This window comes from Paraburkholderia sp. D15 (assembly GCF_029910215.1).
In the GTDB taxonomy this organism is placed as follows: Bacteria; Pseudomonadota; Gammaproteobacteria; order Burkholderiales; family Burkholderiaceae; genus Paraburkholderia.
The window spans coordinates 3,021,480-3,036,711 of record NZ_CP110395.1 but is presented as its reverse complement, the minus strand read 5'-3'; the positions used below and the strand labels follow the sequence as shown (position 1 = coordinate 3,036,711).

At 64.7% G+C, this 15,232-nt stretch carries 12 protein-coding genes; 7 read left to right on the top strand and 5 right to left on the bottom strand.

Going from position 1 to position 15,232, the window contains the following annotated elements; all coding sequences use genetic code 11:
- Positions 1–84 precede the first annotated feature (84 nt).
- Both LFL96_RS13010 and LFL96_RS13005 read right to left on the bottom strand, forming a co-directional pair.
- Positions 85–1,680: a 3,4-dehydroadipyl-CoA semialdehyde dehydrogenase gene (locus tag LFL96_RS13010; protein WP_280995642.1), complete on the bottom strand. Its 1,596-nt coding sequence runs from the start codon at positions 1,678–1,680 to the stop codon at positions 85–87.
- A gap of 16 nt (positions 1,681–1,696) precedes the next feature.
- The gene (locus tag LFL96_RS13005) at positions 1,697–2,164 is read right to left on the bottom strand and encodes a DUF4863 family protein (RefSeq protein WP_280995641.1); all 468 of its coding nucleotides are present in this window, start codon (positions 2,162–2,164) and stop codon (positions 1,697–1,699) included.
- A 203-nt stretch (positions 2,165–2,367) separates the two neighbouring features.
- On the opposite strand from LFL96_RS13005, the gene LFL96_RS13000 reads away from it, so the two are divergent.
- The 4 genes from LFL96_RS13000 (at position 2,368) to boxA (ending at position 7,955) form a co-directional block, all read left to right on the top strand.
- Entirely contained in the window at positions 2,368–3,345 is a 978-nt protein-coding gene (locus tag LFL96_RS13000; RefSeq protein WP_280995640.1) for a helix-turn-helix transcriptional regulator, read from the top strand.
- Between the two features lie 127 nt (positions 3,346–3,472).
- Positions 3,473–5,143 (top strand): 2,3-epoxybenzoyl-CoA dihydrolase, encoded by a 1,671-nt coding sequence (boxC, locus tag LFL96_RS12995; protein WP_280995639.1) that lies wholly within the window; start codon positions 3,473–3,475, stop codon positions 5,141–5,143.
- A 97-nt stretch (positions 5,144–5,240) separates the two neighbouring features.
- Positions 5,241–6,668 (top strand): benzoyl-CoA 2,3-epoxidase subunit BoxB, encoded by a 1,428-nt coding sequence (boxB, locus tag LFL96_RS12990; protein WP_280995638.1) that lies wholly within the window; start codon positions 5,241–5,243, stop codon positions 6,666–6,668.
- 27 nt (positions 6,669–6,695) lie between these two features.
- On the top strand, positions 6,696–7,955 hold the full coding sequence (boxA, locus tag LFL96_RS12985) for a benzoyl-CoA 2,3-epoxidase subunit BoxA (protein WP_280995637.1): 1,260 nt from the start codon (positions 6,696–6,698) through the stop codon (positions 7,953–7,955).
- A gap of 24 nt (positions 7,956–7,979) precedes the next feature.
- Here boxA and LFL96_RS12980 read toward each other — a convergent pair whose 3' ends face one another.
- The 3 genes from LFL96_RS12980 to LFL96_RS12970 form a co-directional block, all read right to left on the bottom strand.
- On the bottom strand, positions 7,980–9,275 hold the full coding sequence (locus tag LFL96_RS12980) for a HipA domain-containing protein (RefSeq protein WP_280995636.1): 1,296 nt from the start codon (positions 9,273–9,275) through the stop codon (positions 7,980–7,982).
- Positions 9,265–9,525 carry a helix-turn-helix transcriptional regulator gene (locus LFL96_RS12975; protein WP_281000736.1) on the bottom strand — a complete coding sequence of 87 codons (261 nt, stop codon included), beginning with the start codon at positions 9,523–9,525 and terminating at the stop codon, positions 9,265–9,267. Before LFL96_RS12975 ends, LFL96_RS12980 begins: the two co-directional genes overlap by 11 nt.
- A 290-nt stretch (positions 9,526–9,815) precedes the next feature.
- On the bottom strand, positions 9,816–10,577 hold the full coding sequence (locus LFL96_RS12970) for a TetR/AcrR family transcriptional regulator (protein ID WP_280995635.1): 762 nt from the start codon (positions 10,575–10,577) through the stop codon (positions 9,816–9,818).
- 363 nt (positions 10,578–10,940) lie between these two features.
- Between LFL96_RS12970 and LFL96_RS12965 the strand changes: the two genes are divergently transcribed.
- From LFL96_RS12965 to preA, 3 genes are all read left to right on the top strand, one after another.
- Positions 10,941–12,221 (top strand): Zn-dependent hydrolase, encoded by a 1,281-nt coding sequence (locus LFL96_RS12965; protein ID WP_280995634.1) that lies wholly within the window; start codon positions 10,941–10,943, stop codon positions 12,219–12,221.
- A 149-nt stretch (positions 12,222–12,370) separates the two neighbouring features.
- Entirely contained in the window at positions 12,371–13,720 is a 1,350-nt protein-coding gene (locus LFL96_RS12960) for an NAD(P)-dependent oxidoreductase (protein ID WP_280995633.1), read from the top strand.
- Positions 13,721–13,893: 173 nt separating this feature from the next.
- Positions 13,894–15,207, top strand: coding sequence for an NAD-dependent dihydropyrimidine dehydrogenase subunit PreA (gene preA, locus LFL96_RS12955; protein ID WP_280995632.1), 1,314 nt, complete (start codon positions 13,894–13,896; stop codon positions 15,205–15,207).
- Positions 15,208–15,232 lie beyond the last annotated feature (25 nt).

The window sequence follows — 15,232 nt, the reverse complement described above, 5'->3', positions numbered from 1 at the left end:
TGCGATGAACGTTTGCCGTGTTTGACAACGCGCGCACGCGTCGGCCACGACAGCTAACGGTTCGCGTCTCAACGCATCGAATCGTCACGTCGCAGGCAACTGCGTCGCTGCCGTGATCGCTTCGATCGTCGCCGCCGGTCCCTGAATCGCTGCGCGCCGATGATAAAAATCCAGCGCCCGCATGCCGCCAAGCTCCTCGCCGCCGCCCGCGCGCCCGGGGCCGCCATGCAGCGACATCGGCATCACATTGCCGTGCCCTGTCTGACTCTGCTGCACCGAAGGCGAAATCGCGTGCACGCGTCCGTGCGAATCGGCGAGCGCCAGGGCGAGCGGACCGAGATGCGCATCGTCGTTCGCATAGATCGATGCGACGAGCGAACCCTGACCACGCCGGGCGAGTGCCACCGCGTGCGCTTCGGGCAACTCGCCCGCCGTCGTCGTCACGCGATACGGCGCCAGCGTCGCTACCGGGCCGAACACTTCGACGTCGTGCAGCAGCCTCGCGCGATCCGGATCGTGCACGACGAACAGATGCGGCGCGACGCAGGCCGCGATGCCTGCCTCCGCATCGATCAGCGGCGCGGCCGACCCGTCGTACGCGAGCACCGCCTCCTCGCGCAGCGTCGCGATGCCGGCCAGCACGGTGTCGTACTGTTCGCGGCTCACGAGCGAGCCCATCCGTACCGCGTCGTTGCGCGGATTGCCGACACTGATCTTCGCGAGCCTGGTCTTCAGTGAATCGAGCACGGCGTCGAGCACCGGCTCCGGGACGAACGCGCGACGGATCGCCGTGCATTTCTGCCCGGACTTCACTGTCATTTCGCGGACCACTTCCTTGACGAACAGCTCGAACGCGGGCGTATCGGGCGTCGCGTCGGCGCACAGAATCGCGCTGTTCAGGCTGTCGGCCTCGACGTTCAGGCGCGCGCCGCGTTGCACGAATGCCGGATGCGCGCGCAGCAGCGCGGCGGTATCGGCCGAGCCGGTGAACGACACCACGTCGAATGCCTGAACCTGATCGAGCAGACCCGCCGCGCTGCCGCAGATCACCGACAACGCACCCGCCGGCAGGATGCCCGCCTCGACCACGTCGGCGACCATGCGCTGCGTGAGCCATGCCGTCGCGGTGGCGGGCTTGACGATCACCGGCACGCCCGAGAGCAGGGCGGGCGCGGCTTTCTCCCACAGGCCCCACGACGGGAAATTGAACGCGTTGATGAAAAGCGCGACGCCGCGCGTGGGCGTCAGCACGTGTTGCACGCTGAACGTGCGGTCTTTGCTGAGCGATACCTCGGCGCCGTCGCGCAGCGCGTGCACGTCGCCCAGCGCGGCGCCGAGTTTCGCGTAGTACGACAGCGTGAAGATGCCGCCGTCGATATCGACCGCCGAATCGTTGCGCGTGGTGCCGGAGTTGGCGGTGGCGATCGCGTAGTAGTCGTCGCGTTTCGCTTGCAGCAGCTTGACGATGTCGCCGAGGCAAGCGGCGCGTTGCGCATAGGTCAGCTCGCGCAACGCGGCGCCCGCCTGCTCGCGCGCGAAGCCGAATGCGTGCGGAAGATCGAGACCGTCGCTCGAAACGCGCACCAGCGCCTCGCCCGTGACGGGATCGCGTAGCGTCACGCCGTCGCCTCGACCGGCGACCCATTGGCCGGCCACATGATTCTTCAGAAGTTCAGTCATCGCAAATCCCGGGCAATCAGGCAGGAGTGAATTCGATCGCGCCTTGCGGCAGCAGATACAGCACCAGCGCGTCGCCGTTCGCGACGGTCGGCCGATGCGCGGAGCCGGGGCCGTATACGCACCAGCCGGCCGGATGGCCGTCGAAGGTCGCGCCCTCGGTGAGCGGCATGATGAGGTCGATCTCGCCGTGCGGATGCACGTGATGCGGCCCGGCGATGTTCTTCATCTGGACCACGTCGACGGAAAAACCGTGCGTGTCGGGCAGCGCCTTGAAGATGCGGCCGTAACGAACGCCGCCCGCTTCGCGGCCGCACAGCCAGCCTTCGGCGACGCCGGTCCGGCAGGCGCCGGCGAGCGCGCGGAAGGTGTCGCCGTGGGCGGGCCACGTGTCGTTCAACCACGCCGCGAGCGCGCCGTCCAGCGGCCGGCCGGCGAGTTCTGCGGTGACGCCCGCGAGCAGGCGCTGGAATTCATGCGGGGACATGGGGCCTCCAGATCGATGCGCACGCAACTTAGTTCATGCGTAACTTCATGCGTAACAGCGCACCCTCTCCGACACGCTGCCGCTATCGCACGACCGCGCTTGTCAGAGTTTGTTATTGGATCGATATTTGGCGAAAATTAAACGTTCATCCTGTGCGTGTCAAGCACTATAGTACATGTATGAAAATTGAGGGCGGCTAAAACATGAATCAAAATTACTCTTCCGTCCCGCCGGACGATGCCGCTGACGACGACGCTACGCGCGCCGAGCGGCCGGAGCGCGGCGCCGAGCGCGAGGAACGCGACCCGTTCCTGACCGCGATGGGCGAGCGCGTGCGCCTGCTGCGCGCGCGCCGCGGCATGACGCGCAAAACGCTGGCGAGCGAAACCGGCTTGTCGGAGCGGCATCTGGCGAATCTGGAATCGGGGGTCGGCAATGCGTCCGTGCTGGTGCTGCGGCAGATCGCGGCAACCCTGAACTGTCCGCTCGCCGAGGTGATCGGCGATGAAACCACCGCGTCCGCCGAATGGCTGCTGATCCGCGAACTGCTGCACGGCCGCGATCAGGCGGCGCTGCAACGCGCACGCGTGGCGCTCGCCGAGATGTTCGCGCAGGCGCCGCGCGATCCGCATCGCAAGGACCGGATCGCGCTGATCGGGCTGCGCGGCGCGGGCAAATCCACCTTGGGACGGATGCTCGCGCAGGAGCGCAAGGTGCCGTTCGTCGAGTTGACGCGGGTGATCGAACAGCTTGCCGGCTGTCCGCCGTCCGAGATTCATTCGCTGTACGGCGCGGCCGCGTACCGCCGCTACGAGCATCGCGCGCTGGAGGCCGTGATCCAGGAACACGAGCGCGCGGTGATCGCATCGCCGGGCGGGCTCGTGTCCGAGTCGGGCACCTTCAATACGCTGCTGTCGCATTGCTTCACCGTCTGGCTGCAGGCCACGCCGGAAGAGCACATGCGCCGCGTCGTCGCGCAAGGCGATCTGCGGCCGATGTCGGGCAACAAGGAGGCGATGGACGATCTGAAGCGCATTCTCGCCGGCCGCGGCGAACTGTACGGCCGCGCGGACATGAGCTTCGACACCAGCGAAAAGACGCTGGCCGATGCCTATCTGCAGTTGCGCGACCGCGTCGCGGCGCGGCTCGCGGCCGAAGCGCCCGACGACCTGGGCGGTTGATTCCGACCCAGGCTGCAGTGAGACGTCAGGGTTTACGCGTTAACATGCATTAAAGTGCTTTACATGGGCACGGCGATGCACTATTGTTCAAAAAACAGTTTTGCATCGTCCAGTCAGGGGACGCCCCATGTCCACAGCAGCAACCGCCGTCGCGCCGGTCGACTACCGCACCGATCCCTCGCAATACAAGCACTGGAAGCTGAGCTTCAATGGTCCGGTCGCGACGCTCGGCATCGACATCGCCGAAGACGGCGGCATTCGCGACGGCTACAAGCTGAAGCTGAATTCCTACGACCTCGGCGTCGACATCGAACTGCACGATGCGATCCAGCGCATCCGCTTCGAGCATCCGGAAGTGCGAAGCGTCGTGTTGACGAGCCTGAAGGACCGCGTGTTCTGCTCGGGCGCCAACATTTTCATGCTGGGTCTGTCCACGCATGCGTGGAAGGTCAACTTCTGCAAGTTCACCAACGAAACGCGCAACGGCCTCGAAGACTCGTCGCGCTACTCGGGGCTGAAGTTTCTGGCCGCCGTGAATGGTGCGTGCGCGGGCGGCGGTTACGAACTCGCGCTCGCCTGCGACGAGATCTATCTGGTGGACGACCGCTCGTCGTCGGTGTCGCTGCCTGAAGTGCCGTTGCTCGGCGTGCTGCCGGGCACCGGCGGCCTCACGCGCGTGACCGACAAGCGCAAGGTGCGCCACGATCGCGCGGATATTTTCTGCACGGTGGTGGAGGGCGTTCGCGGCGAGCGTGCGAAAGCGTGGCGACTCGTCGACGAGGTCGTGAAGCCGAATCAGTTCGACCAGGCGATTCAGGCTCGCGCGCTCGAACTCGCCCAACAGAGCGACCGTCCCGCGGCGGCGCGCGGCGTGACGCTCACACGCATCGAACGGACTGATCGCGACGACGGCCTTACCTACGCGACGCTCGACGTCACGATCGATCGCGCCAAACGCGTCGCCACCTTCACCGCCCGCGCGCCGCAGGCGGCCCAGCCGAACGGTCTCGATGCGATCGTGGCTGCCGGCACGTCCTGGTGGCCGCTGCAATTCGCGCGCGAACTCGACGATGCGATTCTGTCGATGCGCACTAACGAACTCGACGTCGGCACCTGGGTGTTCAAGACCGAGGGCGACGCCCGCGCGCTGCTCGCGGTGGACGCGACGCTGATGGAACACAAGGACCATTGGTTCGTACGCGAGACGATCGGCCTGTTGCGCCGCACGTTCGCCCGCATCGACGTGTCGTCGCGCTCGCTGTTCGCGTTGATCGAGCCGGGTTCGTGTTTCGCCGGCACCTTCGCCGAACTCGCGTTCGCCTGCGACCGGACGTACATGGCGGCGCTGCCGTCGAATGAAGACGAGGAGCCGGCCATCACGCTCTCGGAAGTCAACTTCGGTTTGTATCCGATGGTCACGCGGCAATCGCGGCTCGCGCGGCGCTTCTACGAGGAAACCGGCCCGCTCGACGCGGTGCGCTCGCGCATCGGCCAGCCGGTCAAGGCGGTGGAGGCCGAACGGCTCGGGCTCGTGACCGCCTCGCCGGACGATATCGATTGGGCCGACGAAATCCGCATCGCGCTGGAGGAACGCGCGGCGATGTCGCCGGATGCGTTGACCGGTCTCGAAGCGAACCTGCGCTTCAACGGTCCGGAAACGATGGAGACGCGCATTTTCGGGCGTCTCACCGCATGGCAGAACTGGATTTTCAACCGGCCGAACGCGGTGGGCGAGAAGGGCGCGCTCAAGGTGTACGGCAAGGGCAGCAAGGCGCAGTTCGACGTGTCGCGGGTCTGACCTTCGTCACGCGTAATACGGCGCCCGCGCCGATCGCCGCCTCCACTTCATACGCGCCTCTCGCCATGTGCAGCGCAGTCCGCATAAGGAACCGACCATGTCCACGATCAACTACAGCGAAAAGATTCCGAACAACGTCAACCTCGCCGACGACCGCGCGCTGCAACGCGCGCTCGAACAATGGCAACCGAATTTTCTGTCCTGGTGGGGCGATATGGGCCCCGAGGGCTCGCACGGCTACGACGTCTATCTGCGCACGGCGGTCAGCGTCGACGCGGGCGGCTGGGCGCATTTCGATCACGTGAAGATGCCGGATTATCGCTGGGGGATTTTCCTGACGCCGGGCGACGCCGACCGCACGATCCATTTCGGCGAACACAAGGGCGAGGCCGCGTGGCAGGACGTGCCCGGCGAGCATCGCGCGAACCTGCGCCGGATCATCGTCACGCAAGGCGATACGGAACCGGCGTCGGTCGAACAGCAGCGGCACCTCGGGTTGACCGCGCCGTCCATGTACGACCTGCGCAACCTGTTTCAGGTGAACGTGGAAGAAGGGCGTCATCTGTGGGCGATGGTCTATCTGCTGCATCGCTATTTCGGCCGCGACGGCCGCGAGGAAGCCGAAGCGCTGCTCGGCCGCCGCTCCGGCGACGACGACAATCCGCGCATTCTCGGCGCGTTCAACGAAAAAACGCCGGACTGGCTCGCGTTCTACATGTTCACGTATTTCACCGACCGCGACGGCAAATTCCAGTTGTCCGCACTCGCCGAGTCGGGCTTCGATCCGCTCGCGCGCACCACGAAGTTCATGCTGACGGAAGAAGCGCACCACATGTTCGTCGGCGAATCGGGCGTGTCGCGCGTGATTCAGCGCACCGCGCAGGTGATGAACGAACTCGGCACCGACGACGTCGCGAAGATTCGCGCGGCCGGCGTGATCGATCTGCCGACCATCCAGCGCTATCTGAACTTCCACTATTCGGTGACGATCGATCTGTTCGGCGCGGATCATTCGTCGAATGCGGCGACGTTCTATAGCTCGGGTTTGAAGGGACGTTATGAAGAAAACAAGCGCGACGACGATCATCGGCTGAGCGGGCACAGCTACAAGCTGCTCGACGTGCAGGACGGCAAACTGGTCGAGCGCGAAGTGCCGATGCTCAATGCGATGAACGAAGTGCTGCGCGACGATTACATCAAGGACTCGGTGGCGGGCGTCGGGCGCTGGAACAAGGTGCTGGAAAAAGCCGGCATCGATTTCCGCATGACGGTGCCGCACAAGGCGTTCAACCGGCAGATCGGCACGTTTGCAGGCACGCGTGTTTCGCCGGACGGCCGCGTGATCGGCGAAGCGGAATGGGCGGCCAACGAAGCGAAGTGGCTCGCGTCGCCGGAGGACCGCGCGTTCGTCGCGTCGTTGATGGGCCGCGTCACGGAAGCGGGCAAGTTCGCCAACTGGATCGCGCCGCCCGCGATGGGCGTGAACCGCCAGCCGGTGGATTTCGAGTACGTGCGTTTCAACTGAGCGCGCGAGCAGCGGGAGGAGGAAGTCATGAACGGGCCAGTATCGATCGACGTGCTCAGGCAGCATCTGATCGATCCGGAGATCTGCATTCGCTGCAACACCTGCGAAGAGACCTGTCCGGTCGATGCGATCACGCACGACAGCAACAACTACGTGGTCAAGGCCGAGGTCTGCAACGGCTGCATGGCGTGCGTGCCGCCGTGCCCGACCGGCGCGATCGACAACTGGCGCACGGTGCTGAAGGCCGACGCGTATCCCGTCGACGAGCAATTCACGTGGGACGTATTGCCCGAGCAGAACACGATGGCGTTGCCGGTTGCGAACGAGGGCGAGGCGGCGGCCGGTTCAGACGGTTCAGACGGTTCAGCCGGGAATGCGGTGGACCCCGGCGGCATCGAAGTGGATACGGTGCGCGGCGCGCTCGTGCCGCCGTGGTCGGCCGCGAAGCCGTACGTGAATCTGTACACGCACAAGGCGCCGACCACGGCGACGGTGGTCGGCAATTACCGGCTGACGGATGCATCGACCGATAGCGATATTCATCACATCGTGCTCGATTTCGGCGCGTTGCCGTTTCCGGTGCTGGAAGGGCAATCGATCGGCATCCTGCCGCCGGGCGCAGGCGCCGACGGCCGCGTGCATCATGCACGGCAGTATTCGATTGCGAGCCCGCGGGATGGAGAACGGCCCGGCTACAACAACGTATCGCTGACCGTCAAACGCGTGTCGCAACACCATGGCGATGCGATCGACGGCGTGTGTTCCAACTACCTGTGCGATCTGAAGAAGGGCGACGTGGTCAACGTGATCGGCCCGTTCGGCAGCACGTTCCTGATGCCCAACCATCCGAACTCGCATCTGCTGATGATCTGCACGGGCACCGGTTCCGCGCCGATGCGCGCGATGACCGAGTATCGCCGGCGGCGTCGGCTGAAAGGGGCGACCGGCAAGCTGATGCTGTTTTTCGGGGCGCGCACCCAGCAGGAGTTGCCGTACTTCGGGCCGCTCACGAACCTGCCGAAGGATTTCATCGATACCAATCTGGCGTTTTCGCGCACGCCGGGGCAACCGAAACGCTATGTGCAGGACGCGATGCGCGAACGCGCGGTGGATGTCGCGCAGATGCTCAAGGACGACAACACGCACATCTACGTGTGCGGGTTAAAGGGCATGGAGGATGGCGTGCTGCAGGCGCTGAAGGAAATCGGCGAGCAGCATCGGCTGGATTGGGACGCGCTGTGGGCGAAGTTGAAGCGGGAGGGGCGCTTGCATCTGGAGACGTATTGAGGCGGCGTGGCGTTGTGCGCGGCATCACTTCGCCAGAGCTTTCGACATCTCTGCGATCGGCATCTTGTGGATCGAATTCAGCAAGCGCACCTCGCCGGCGCGCGGCTTCGCAATCTCGGTGACCTTGGCGAGCGTGTGCGGCGTGCGGTCCGCCACGACACGCAGCATGTCGTCGAGGAGTTGTTCCGCACCGCGGGTTCGTATGCCGAGCGCTTCGGCGAACTGCAACATGTTGGGCCGGCTCATGTCGGAAAAATACCGGGCTTCGCCGATCGGCATCGAGAGCGCGCAATCGGGCCAGTGGTCTGCATTTTCCGGCTGATAAGTCCTGTTGTGGTAGACGACGGTGCTGACCAGATCGTAGAAGGGTGCTAACTGGTAACCGTAGGGTGTGACGAAGAAGGACAGGTTTTTGAGGTGTGCGTCCGCATTGCCGATCAACACGTTGAAGATCGACCAACGGAATATCTCGAAGCGCGAGAACGCCCGCGTGCTGGTCATCTCGATGACTCGCTGCAATCCCTCCGCATTCACCTGCTCGTATTTGAACGTTCTGGCGTAATTGAGCAACTGGGTTGCGTCGATCACATGAATGCGTCGTGGCGGCTCGACCGACGTGTCGCGGTCGAACCGGTCGATGAGATAACACGCGGTCGGCACCCGGATGAAATACGTTCGCGGTACGGTGAGTCCAGCCGCCTGCGCGAGTTGCATGCAGAAAAACTCGTTGACGGCGGCGTGCGGATAGCCGGTCGTTTCCATGGCATCAGGCTTGAGCAATTGCATGGAAGCTTCGTTGCCGACCGGTTCGAACAATTCGCACGCGGGCGGGGCGCCCTTCATCGTGACAAGCAGTTTGGGTTGCGCGCCAGCGGCCGACATACGTTTTGGCGCCGCGGCGGTGAGTGGCCGTTCCGGCATGGCCTTGATGCGTGCTTCGAGTTGCTGGAAGGACAGAGGCTGGAGTCCGGCCGCTGGCTCGATCTCGCTGTCCTTGAGCAACGTCAACGCGCCGGCTGATTCACGACCGTAGTGCGAGAGCAGGCCCCATGCGTCGTGTTCATCGACCTTGGCGTCGCGCGCGAGCACCGTACGCATTCTTTCTTCAGGCAGCAGATTGTCGAAAAACCACTGCACCGGCCGTTTGCTGGAACCGTCGACAAATGACTCGGTTTGCAGCGGAAACGCAGGCGATAACGGGAAGGCGTTTTGCGACGCCAGCCAATTCGCGTCGTAGACGAAAGACCAGATATCGTCCCGGTCGGCGACCATGCCGACCCGTTCGCCATTGGCAAATATGTTCAGTGTCCTACTTGTCATGTTGGGTGCGCTGACGCCGTTTTCGTCCCTTTTCGTTCAATGGTGTAGAGATGGCCGTAGTAGGTTGCGCGTGTAGCCGCACGCCCAGTTCGTCGAGAAGCTGCAGCACCTTGCCAATCTGTGCGGTGGGTTTGCCAGCTTCCACGTGAGTGATGAATTTGGGGGAAAGCCCCGTCACGTTGGCCAGCTCGTCGCGAGTCAGGTTCTGGGCAAGACGCGCGGCTCGCACGATAAACGCGAGGTCCGTCATTCCGATCACGGCGTAGTCCGTTTCCACCGTTATGACTCCAGTCTCGTATCCGCTCGGGAATATTATGCCGGAATCTCAAGGTTGGCGGTGCGTTTCGTACCCGAGCGGGTACGAAAGCGACGTAATTCGGGAGTACGGTGCTGTTTCGTACCCGAGCGGGTACGAAATGGTGTTTGAATCGCTTTTCTAGTGCCTATCGTTCCCGTACGGATACGAAAATCGGTCGCAGGCTAACTTGATAGCTTTAACGAACGGATACCCATTAGCCGAGCGTACGCGTATCCAGCAGGTCACTCAGCAGCTTCCGAGTCTTTTTCTCCAGCCGGTGAGGCCGGATCCTGATATTGCAGGACCGTGCTGCGCAACATCTCATCCGGCGACACCGCCCCGCACGACCGGATCACGAGCCGCACCACCTCCTCCGTCGTCGCCTCGAACGCCTTCTGCGTGAGCGCGCGCTTGCCGCCCAGCGCGCGGATCTGCGCGTCGAAGTCGGCGTAGTGCTGGGTGATCGCCCAGATCATGTACATCAGCGTCTGCGCGTTCACCGGCGCGAGCAGGCCGCGCGCGATCCAGTCGTCGATCACTTTCACGCGGCTGTCGAGCCACGGCTTCACGCGTCCGGTGAGTATGTCGTCCATGTGCTCCGCGCCGTGGATGATCTCGCTCGCCCACACCTTCGAACCGAGCGGCCGGCGCCGCGACAACGCCATTTTCGCGCGCACATAGCCGCCGATCGCCTCGACCGGATCGTCGCTGCATTCGAACGTATCCGCCGCGCGATGCCAGTCCTCGAACAGATCCTCCAGCACACGGCGATACAGCGCGAGCTTCGTCGGGAAATAGTAATGCACGTTGGCCTTCGGTAAGCCGGCACGTTCCGCGATCATCGCGGTGCTCGCGCCGTCGAGACCACGCTCGGCGAAAACCGCCTCCGCGCACGCCAGAAGATGCGCTTCGTTCGACTCGCGAATGTGCGCCTTGCGCCGCCGCAAAGGCGCGCGCGTTTCGTCGTTTTCCGTGATGCCGGCCGCCACGTCGTCGTCTCTCATGTTTGCCTTCGGCGGCAGGCATGCCGCGTCGCGCTTCATTCTAGTCGCTCGACGCGTCGCTCACCTACGCATTCTTCGTCGCGAGGAAAGTCGTGCTGCATTGCAATGGCACGCTTCTCGCTCTGTGTTTGATGTGTTTGCCGGCGTACGAAATGCATTGATCTGGCGGGCTTAATCGTCTACAACCTGTCCAACTGGACAGGATTGAGAGAGCGGTCGAAGCCCAGGGTTTGCCCCCGGGTTCGCCTCCCGTCGGCGAGGCGAATCGAACCACGATGCGTGCACTGCCACCGTGCGGCCACGCCCCAGAAACCGCCACCCGTGCACCAGTTTCATGTCGGTTCATCGAAAGGAGCGAGACGAATGAACGCGGTATCCGAAGCATTGCGGAACGCAGAACCCGCGACCTCGATCAAGGTCGACGGCAAGCGGCTGTGGGACAGTCTGATGACGATGGCGAAGATCGGCGCGACGCCCAAGGGCGGCGTGTGCCGCCTCGCGCTCACCGACCTCGACAAGCAGGGGCGCGACCTGATCGTCGGCTGGGCGAAGGAGGCGGGCTGCTCGGTCAGCGTCGACCGGATGGGCAACGTGTTCATGCGCCGCGAGGGCCGCAACCCGCACGCGTTGCCGGTCATGACCGGCTCGCATGCGGATTCGCAGCCGACCGGCGGCCGCTTCGACGGCATCTACGGCGTGCTGGGCGGTCTCGAAGTGATTCGCAGTTTGAACGATCACGGTATCGAGACCGAGCACCCGGTCGAAGTGGTGATCTGGACCAACGAGGAAGGCTCGCGCTTCGCGCCGGCCATGGTGGCCTCGGGCGTGTTCGCCGGCGTTTTCACGCTGGACTACGGCCTGTCGCGCAAGGACGTGGACGGCAAGACCATCGGCGACGAACTCGAACGGATCGGCTATGCGGGCGACGTGCCGTGCGGCGGACGTGCGTTGCACGCGGCGTTCGAACTGCACATCGAGCAGGGGCCGATTCTCGAGGCGGAGCAGAAAACCATCGGCGTGGTGACGGATGCGCAAGGTCAGCGCTGGTATGAAATCACGCTGACGGGTCAGGAAGCGCACGCGGGTCCGACGCCGATGCCGCGCCGCCGCGACGCGCTGCTCGGCGCCGCGCGCGTGGTCGATCTGGTCAACCGGATCGGTCTCGACAACGCGCCGTTCGGCTGCGCGACGGTCGGCATGATGCAGGTCCACCCGAACTCGCGCAACGTGATTCCGGGCCGCGTGTTCTTCACCGTCGACTTCCGTCATCCGGACGACGCGGTGCTCGCGAAAATGGATGCCGCGTTGCGTGAAGGCGTTGCCGCGATCGCCGGCGGCATCGGTCTGCAAACCGAACTCGAACAGATCTTTTACTACGCGCCGGTCGCCTTCGACGCGGCCTGCGTGAAGTCCGTGCGCGCCGCCGCCGAACGCTTCGGTTATCCGCATCGCAACATGGTGTCCGGTGCGGGACACGACGCCTGCTATCTGTCGCAGGTCGCGCCGACGTCGATGGTGTTCGTGCCGTGCGTCGACGGCATCAGCCACAACGAGATCGAGGACGCGACCTTCGAATGGATCGAGGCGGGCGCCAACGTGCTGCTGCACGCGATGGTCGAGCGTGCGTGCGAGCCGGCTTCATAACGCCATGGTGGTTGCTTCACGACCTTAACGCGCTTCACGTATCACGCGCTTCACGCTTCACCGTCGTGCCCATAGAACATGCCGCCCCGGCTGCGCTCGCGCGCAACCGGCGGGACCGGCTACGTCCTCACATCGAAGAAGGAATCTGTATGGCTATCAAGCAAACCGGCGACGTCGCCGCGCAGCGCCTGTCGCCCGAGCAGCTTTCGTGCGAGTTCTCCGACATCGCACCCTTGCTGGACGCGAGCGCGGCGGCCGCGGCGGCGAGCCGCTGCCACTACTGCTACGACGCGCCCTGCGTGAATGCGTGTCCGACGCAGATCGACATTCCCAGCTTCATCCGCAAGATCGGCAATGGCAATCTGAAGGGCGCGGCGGTGGACATTCTGTCGGCCAATCCGCTCGGCGGCATGTGCGCGCGCGTGTGCCCGACCGAGATTCTTTGCGAAGGCGCTTGCGTGCGCAACCATCAGGACGCGAAGCCGGTGGCGATCGGCGCGTTGCAACGTCACGCGACCGATTGGGCGATGGCGCGCGGCGACGTGCTGTTCGAGCGCGCGCCCGGCACGGGACGGCACGTCGCGGTGGTCGGCGCGGGGCCCGCGGGTCTCGCGTGCGCGCATCGGCTGGCGTTGGCCGGGCATCGCGTGACGATCTACGACGCGCACGAAAAAGCGGGCGGCCTGAACGAGTACGGCATTGCCGCGTACAAGACCGTCGACGATTTCGCGCAGCGCGAGGTGGCGTGGCTGTGCTCGGTCGGCGGCATCGAGATCGAACATGGCGTGACGCTAGGGCGCGATCTCGAACTCGACACGCTGCGCAAGCAGCACGATGCGGTGTTTCTCGCGATCGGCCTGACCGGCGTGCGTGCGCTGGCGATGGAAGGCGAAACCTTGAACGGCGTGCTGAACGCGGTGGACTTCATCGAACAGGTGCGCAGCGCGCGCGATCTCGGCACGGTGCCGGTGGGGCGCCGCGTCGTCGTGATCGGCGGCGGCAACACGGCGGTGGATGCCGCCGTGCAGAGCCGCAAGCTCGGCGCGACCACGGTGACGATGGTGTACCGGCGCGGCGTCGAGTCGATGAGCGCGACGTGGGCCGAGCGCGATTTCGCGCGCACCAGCGGCGTCACGCTGATCACGCATGCGACGCCGACGCGTCTGATCGGCGAGGGCGGCGTGGCGACGGGCGTGGAGTTCGAACGCACATCGAGCGACGGCAGCCAGGAGCGCTTCGTGATCGAGGCGGACATGGTGCTCAAGGCGATCGGTCAGACGCTGGTGGCGGTCGGTATCGAACGCGAGTTGCTGACGCTCGACGGCAGCCGGATCGCCGTGGATGCGCAGGGCCAGACGTCGTTGCCGGGCGTGTGGGCGGGCGGCGACTGCGCGGCCACCGGCGGGATCGATCTCACCGTGCAGGCGGTGCAGGACGGCAAGGTGGCGGCCGCGGCGATCGACGCGCATTTTGCGCGCACGGCGGTGAAAGCGGCCTGACGCGTCGAGACCCTGGCGCGCCCGCGCATAGCTCGCCGCTTTGCAGACGTTGCCATGCATGGCAACGCCCGCAGCGAAGCATGAACGACACAGCATGAGCAAAGAAGCGGCCTGCAACCGCCGCTTCGAGCAAGCTGCACAGACAAAGAACAGCCGTCCCCAAGGAGCCGAACATGGCCGATCTGCGCTGTACGATTGCCGGCATTACCTCGCCGAATCCTTTCTGGCTCGCGTCCGCGCCGCCGACCGACAAAGCTTATAACGTGAACCGCGCGTTCGAGGCCGGTTGGGGCGGCGTGGTGTGGAAGACGCTTGGCCTCGACCCGCACGTGGTGAACGTCAGCTCGCGCTACGGCGCGGTGCAATGGAACGGTCAGCGCATCGCGGGGCTGAACAACATCGAACTGATTACCGAGCGGCCGCTCGACGTCAATCTGCGCGAGATCGCCGAGGTCAAGCGCAACTGGCCCGACCGCGCGATGATCGTCTCGCTGATGGTGCCGTGCAACGAACGCGACTGGAAGTGGATCCTGCCGCTCGTCGAGGACACCGGCGCCGACGCCGTCGAACTGAACTTCGGCTGCCCGCACGGCATGAGCGAGCGCGGCATGGGCGCGGCCGTCGGTCAGGTGCCGGAATATGTGGAGATGGTCACGCGCTGGGTGAAGGAAGGCACGAAGCTGCCGTGCCTCGTGAAGCTCACGCCGAACATCAGCGACATCCGGCTTGGCTCGCGTGCGGCCTGGAAGGGCGGCGCCGACGGCGTGTCGCTGATCAACACGATCAACTCGATCGTCGCGGTCGATCTCGACGCGATGTCGCCGCTGCCGATGGTCGACGGCAAGGGCACGCACGGCGGCTACTGCGGCCCGGCGGTCAAGCCGATCGCGCTGAACATGGTTGCGGAAATCGCCCGCGACCCGGAAACGCCGAACCTGCCGATCTCCGGCATCGGCGGCATTTCTTCGTGGCGCGATGCCGCAGAATTCATGGTGCTGGGCGCGGGCAGCGTGCAGGTCTGCACGGCGGCGATGCACTACGGCTTTCGCATCGTCGACGATCTCGCCGACGGTCTGTCGAACTGGATGGACGAGAAAGGCTATGCGACGCTCGACGATTTTCGCGGCCGCGCGGTGCCGAACGTCACCGACTGGAAGTTCCTGAACCTGAACTACGACATCAAGGCGCGCATCGATCAGGACAAGTGCATTCAATGCGGACTGTGCCATATCGCCTGCGAGGACACCGCGCACCAGGCGATCATGAAAGAAAAAGATGGCGTCCGGCATTTTGAAGTGATGGACTCCGAATGTGTCGGCTGCAATCTGTGCCTGCATGTGTGTCCGGTGGAGCAGTGCATCACGATGGAGCGCGTGGATCAGGGCGGGTACGCGAACTGGACCACGCATCCGAACAACCCGGCGCGCGTGAGCGCGGCCGACGCGCAGGCTGTACCCGTTACACCCGCTACCCAGGCAGCGGCGTGAAACCGTAGTTCATCCCAGGCCCCGA